General features: G+C 43.2%; 5 protein-coding genes. All 5 read left to right on the plus strand.

What is annotated here, in order from left to right:
• On the plus strand, positions 1 to 1,066 hold a 1,066-nt coding region (locus tag WBJ10_RS16185; RefSeq protein WP_424292158.1), incomplete at its 5' end, for a c-type cytochrome.
• Between the two features lie 56 nt (positions 1,067 to 1,122).
• The gene (locus tag WBJ10_RS16190; protein WP_424292160.1) at positions 1,123 to 2,118 is read left to right on the plus strand and encodes an aldose 1-epimerase family protein; all 996 of its coding nucleotides are present in this window, start codon (positions 1,123 to 1,125) and stop codon (positions 2,116 to 2,118) included.
• Positions 2,119 to 2,137: 19 nt separating this feature from the next.
• On the plus strand, positions 2,138 to 3,343 hold the full coding sequence (locus WBJ10_RS16195) for a class I mannose-6-phosphate isomerase (RefSeq protein WP_424292162.1): 1,206 nt from the start codon (positions 2,138 to 2,140) through the stop codon (positions 3,341 to 3,343).
• A 39-nt stretch (positions 3,344 to 3,382) separates the two neighbouring features.
• Positions 3,383 to 4,432, plus strand: coding sequence for a sugar phosphate isomerase/epimerase family protein (locus tag WBJ10_RS16200; protein ID WP_424292164.1), 1,050 nt, complete (start codon positions 3,383 to 3,385; stop codon positions 4,430 to 4,432).
• Positions 4,433 to 4,462: 30 nt separating this feature from the next.
• A complete protein-coding gene (locus WBJ10_RS16205; protein ID WP_424292166.1) occupies positions 4,463 to 5,641 on the plus strand; it encodes a Gfo/Idh/MocA family protein in 1,179 nt (392 codons plus the stop codon).
• Positions 5,642 to 5,882: the final 241 nt, after the last annotated feature.

The raw sequence follows: 5,882 nt of genomic DNA on the forward strand, positions 1-5,882 counted from the left end.
GGGTAAACCCTATGATGCTGAAAAAGTAAAATTAAGCACTTACCTAAATCAATTTTATCCTGCCAAAAGCAATGAACTGAATCGTTCATTCAGCAAAGTTTTGGTTGCTCTGGATGACGCATTGGTAGTCCAAAAAACACTGGCCTTACTGGATGGAGCCGTTCAGGATGTGGATGATCAAAAATCTTTCATGCAGTCTTCGGATTTAATTCTGCGTAATCCTCAATACGGACTTGACATTGCAAATATGTTAGCTAAAACACCTCCTGCCCAGCAAATTTATTATGTCACAGCCTTAAGTGAAGCAAAAAATGGCTGGACAACAGAGAGAAGAGAAAAATATTTCAAATGGTACTACAACGCGTTTGGATACAAGGGAGGTAATAGTTTTGTCGGTTTTATTGATAAAGCACGTAAAATGGCTTTAGCTAATTTGCCGCGTGGTCAGTTCGATCATTATAATAAGATTTCGGGAAATGAATTGCTAACCACTAATGGAATGAAACTTGCTAGCGTGGGCAGCCCTAAGGGTCCGGGGAAAACCTGGAAATTAGATGAGGCACTTGAAGTTGTTCAAAAAGACTCAACGGATAGAAACTTTGATCAGGGTAAAATGCTGTTTTCCGCAACTCAATGTATTTCCTGCCATAGCATGCAGGGTGAGGGCGGTGCTGTTGGTCCGGCATTAACCCAATTGGGAACCCGTTTTTCAGCCAGGGATATCCTGGAGTCCATTCTTGAGCCCAATAAAGTAATATCTGATCAATACGCTTATACTGCATTCTACTTAAAAGATGGCAGTTCGGTGATTGGAAGGCTTAAAAATGAAGACTCTGAAAAATATTATATTTCTCAAAATCCTTTTGCCCCGCAGACACTACGTGAAATACTCAAACAAAATGTGGTAAGAACCAGAATTTCTGATGTGTCATCCATGTATCCGGGGATGTTAAACAGACTAAATAAAGAAGAATTAAAAGATTTGATGGCTTACCTGACTTCGGGATCAAATAAAGATCATCAGGTCTACAAGCCAAAAAGTAAGCAACCCATCACCAATAAATAGGAGATCATAATTTGACACCTAAGGCCTGGCATAACAAAATATCAAATCCCGCCCAATTGGGCGGGATTGAAACCTCTGTTATTGATAATGGTGCAGGTCGCGGAACCCGTATCGCATGGATTAATACTGGAACGGGGCTTCGCTTCAAAGTGGTAATTGACCGGGCAATGGATATTGCCGATGCATTTTACAATGAGCATAGCCTTGCCTGGTTGAGTCATTCGGGAATTAGCTCAGTACCACAATTGTCTGACAAGGGGATCGGATGGCTTAGAACTTTTGGTGGCGGTTTGCTGGTTACTTGCGGGCTTAGCCATGTTGGCGGCCCTGAAAAGGATGAATTTGGTGAGCGTGGAGTTCATGGAAACATTAGCAATATTCCTGCTGAAATAGTCTCTGTTATACAACCGGATCCTTTATCAGGAAATATGGAAATGAGTATTACCGGAATAATGAGGGAATCGCAAGCACTCGGCACCAGAATGGAATTGAGACGTACCATTTCTGCAATCCTTGGAAAATCAATAATTCGAGTTCAGGATGAAGTGGTGAATAAAGGAAACACGGATGCACCACACATGCTCTTATACCATTGCAATTTTGGCTGGCCCTTAATTGATGACGGAACCAAAATATTGTGGGATGGAAAATGGAAGCCGCGCGATGGTAATCCAGATAAAATATTCAAAGAAGGGAATGATTTTCATGTTTGCCCTGATCCCCTGGATGATCATCAAGGTGCCGGAGAAGAAGCGGCTTTTATTGATGTTGAAACTGATGAGTTTGGATTTTGCAATTGTGGACTTGATAATGCCAAAGTTGGCTTGAGTGTCAACTTAAAATTTAAAAAAAAGCAGCTGCCATGGTTAACCAATTGGCAGCATTTCGGAAAAGGTGAATATGTAGTCGGACTGGAACCGGGGACAAATCCACCCATAGGGCAGAGTCGTGCAAGACAACAGAATGAGTTAATCTTGTTGGCTCCGGGAGAAACTAGAAAATATGAATTAGAAATAGAGTTATTTAGTAATAACAAAGTCGGTCAAATTTAAATCAAAGTCTACATAACAGATGAGTTTAGCAAAAAAAGCATTAGAACAAGGAAAAGGAATCCTGAGATTAGCCCCAACCTGGGTACCCCGTTCATTTTGTGTACCAGGACGAAGGATCAAGTTACATCCTGATGATTACTACGTACTTGGCGGCCAACGCGGTGGTATTGATGAACGATGGCTCTCGTCAACCACTCCGGCACAAAACGGACCTCTAACGGGTAAAAATGAAGGATTAAGCGCCGTAGTTTTCACTGATGGGAAAAAAGAACAACAAATTTTCTTAAAAGATGTCATCGATGAGCTAAAAGGCGAAATCATCGGGGATCGGCTGTGGGATGAACATGGCAGCTGGCCAATGTATTCTAAATTTTTCGACAACATGGGACCCCTGCCTCATCACATTCATCACAATGATGAGCAAGCTGCTAAAATTGGTCAGAAGGGTAAACCTGAGGCCTACTATTTCCCGTCTCAATTAAATAATCATGGAGGAGACTTTCCTTATACGTTTTTTGGTATCGCACCCGGTACAACCAGGGAACAGATTCGGGAGTGTCTTGTAAACTTTACCAAAGGCGATAACAAGCTAACCAATTATTCTCAGGCTTTTCGACTGGAGCCGGGTACAGGCTGGGATGTACCGCCGGGAATGCTCCATGCACCCGGAAGCATGTGTACTTACGAGCCACAAAAAGCATCCGATGTTTTTGCGATGTACCAGTCATTGGTAAATGAAGCTATCATTCCCGAAGAATTACTATGGAATGGAACTCCTGAAGATAGAAAAGGTGATTTTGACCAGTTGATGGAGGTTATTGACTGGGATTTAAACGTTAATCCCAATATACTTGAAACCCGTTTTATGAGACCATTGCCGGTAAGGCCTCTGGACGAAATGAAAGCTCAGGGCTATATTGAAAATTGGGTTTGCTATAAATCAGATGCGTTTAGTGCTAAAGAGCTCACCATTTTCCCGGGCGCAACTGTAACCATTAAAGACAGCGCCGCATATGGTCTGATCATGATGCAGGGGCATGGCAAAATGGGTGTTTGGGATATTGAAACGCCGGCGCTGATTCGTTACGGCCAGTTAACAAACGATGAGTTTTTTGTCAGCGAGAATACAGCCTTGTCTGGGGTTAAAATAGTTAACCATTCCTCATCCGACCCTATCGTAATGCTCAAACACTTTGGGCCGGGAAATCCCGAACTTGTATTGTAATTATTGTAATTTTAATATAAAGACTAATTTTTTCGATCTATGACTGAGAATAATTATCCCAAACTGCATAATGCAACCTGGCCCGGTATGGTAGGCAAGGGACCAGATTCAGAACCGCCTATTTCTTTTGACAAAATGCTTGAAATGACCGCAGCGGCCGAGGTGGACGGTGTCAAATTCGACGGTGTAGACATTTTTTTGTTTGCTCCGCATTTTGATATTGATAGTACGGATGATGATATCAAGCGCCTGGCAGATAAGGTTTCGGCCTTCAATCTTGAAATTGGGAGTGTTGTAGCGCCTGTTTGGCCGCCTACCGGAGGGGGATCTGCAATGGGGTCCAAAGAAGAGCGGGCAAAATTTGTTGATCAGGTACGGAAGTCATGTCACATTTCCAGCACTCTACGCAAACTTGGGGTCCGGCCTAATGGCGTTATTCGTATCGATTCAGCATGTGATCCCGGGAGTTGGAGTCCAGATCCAAAGGGGAATACAAAACTTATTGCACAAACCTTCCGTGAAGCTTGCGATGTGGCAGCTGATTACGGAGAAAAATTAGCCGCAGAAGGAGAGATCTGCTGGGGTGGTATGCACAGCTGGAAGGCAATGCTGGATACACTGGAAGCAGTAGACCGGCCGAATATGGGCTTCCAGGCAGATATGGCTCATACCTTTTTGTATTTGCTGGGATATAATGCTCCCGAAAGCAGGATCCTTCCTGCCGATTTTGAATGGAATGACCGTGAGGCACTTACCGCCGGTCTGGAAAAGTTGACTGCCGCATTACGTCCCTGGACAATTGATTTTCATGTGGCACAGAATGATGGAACGGTCCACGGTACAGGATCACATGATAAAACCGGAAGACATTGTCAGGCAACAGATCCTAATGGAAAACTGGATATAGCAAAGGATGCAGGTTACTGGCTTCGAGATGAGCAGGGAGCCCTTACAAAAGCTTTCAAACACATTTGCTGGGACGGGTGTATGTTCCCAAATGAAGTTATGATGAAAGGCCAAACCTGGAATGATATTCTGGCTACAATGATCCGGGTTCGGCAGATGCACGGCTGGCATGAATCGGTTTAATTGATTTAATCAAGATTTTTAAGATATAAGATGAACAATAAAAAAGAATTACGAATAGGATTGATAGGATGTGGTCTGATGGGCAGAACGCACTCTAACGGTTATAAACGCATAGGTGATTTTTTTCCAGAACTGGAGTATCGCCCGGTATTAAAGGCTGTTTGTTCGCGCAGCAGAGATAAAGTTCAGGCTTTTGCCGATCAGTGGGGCTATGAGTCGGTAGAAACCGATTGGAAAGCGGTGATTTCCCGCGATGATATCGATGCAGTTGATATTTGCACACCTAATGATACTCATGCGGAAATTGCCATAGCAGCCGCAGCGGCAGGTAAAATGATTTTGTGTGAAAAACCGCTTGCCCGGACTTTAGCGGAAGCGAAATCTATGGTCGACGCTATTGATAAGGCAGGCGTGCCAAATACCGTGTGGTATAATTACCGTCGTATTCCAGCAGTAACCTTAGCTAAAGAAATCATTGATTCCGGTAAGCTGGGTAGAATTTTTCATTATCGTTCGAACTTTCTGCAGGACTGGACTATCAATGCCGACTTGCCGCAGGGCGGTGAAGCATTGTGGCGTCTTGACGTAGACTCCGCGGGTTCAGGAGTGACCGGGGATCTCCTGGCGCATTGTATTGATATGGCTATGTGGATGAATGGCGGCATCAAAGATGTTTCAGCAGTTACCGAAACGTTTATTAAAGAACGGATGCACCAATTAACTGGTAAGGTACAAAAAGTGGGAATTGATGATGCCTGTATATTTCATTGCCATTTTGATAATGGTTCGCTGGGTGTTTTCGAATCAACTCGTTATGCACGAGGACACAAAGCCTTATATACTTTTGAAATTAACGGAGAACATGCTTCCATCCGATGGGATCTGCATGATATGAATCATATGGAATATTTTGACCATTCGGATGACTCAATCGTCAGAGGCTGGCGGTCCATACTTGTGACAGACAGTGACCAACCCTATATGAAAAGGTGGTGGATCCCGGGAACTTCTATTGGATACGAACATTCTTTTGTCCATCAGGTGGCAGATTTTCTGAAAAGCCTGGAAACTGGTGAGCCATGTTCACCCACTTTTAAAGATGCCCTTGAAACTCAGAAAGTATGCCAGGCCGTACTTGACTCTGCGGCATCAAGGAGCTGGAAAGATACTGAAGTGAATTGGCCAGCAACAAATATGAATAACTCCTGATCAGTATTTTTTTGGGATAACTAATAATTTATTTGACCACATAATTATCCGCCTTTTATAGATATTAATTATGATCAAAACATATAAAATGCTATCGCGAATATTTTCAATCTCCAGCATGTTCTTCTTCCTAATCCTGATAGGCTGTAAAACTAATGGCCCTGCTAATCAAGCCAAACCCGGTTTTGTAAAAATATTTGATGGCAGCACCCTCAAGGGATGGGAAGGTGATCCTGCATAC

The organism is Daejeonella sp. (assembly GCF_049655485.1).
Classification (GTDB): domain Bacteria; phylum Bacteroidota; class Bacteroidia; order Sphingobacteriales; family Sphingobacteriaceae; genus Daejeonella.

Coding starts and splice junctions, on each gene's coding strand:
- WBJ10_RS16195 (WP_424292162.1), top strand. CDS start 2,138: ATGAGTTTAGCAAAAAAAGCATTAGAACAAGGAAAAGGAATCCTGAGA.
- WBJ10_RS16200 (WP_424292164.1), top strand. CDS start 3,383: ATGACTGAGAATAATTATCCCAAACTGCATAATGCAACCTGGCCCGGT.
- WBJ10_RS16205 (WP_424292166.1), top strand. CDS start 4,463: ATGAACAATAAAAAAGAATTACGAATAGGATTGATAGGATGTGGTCTG.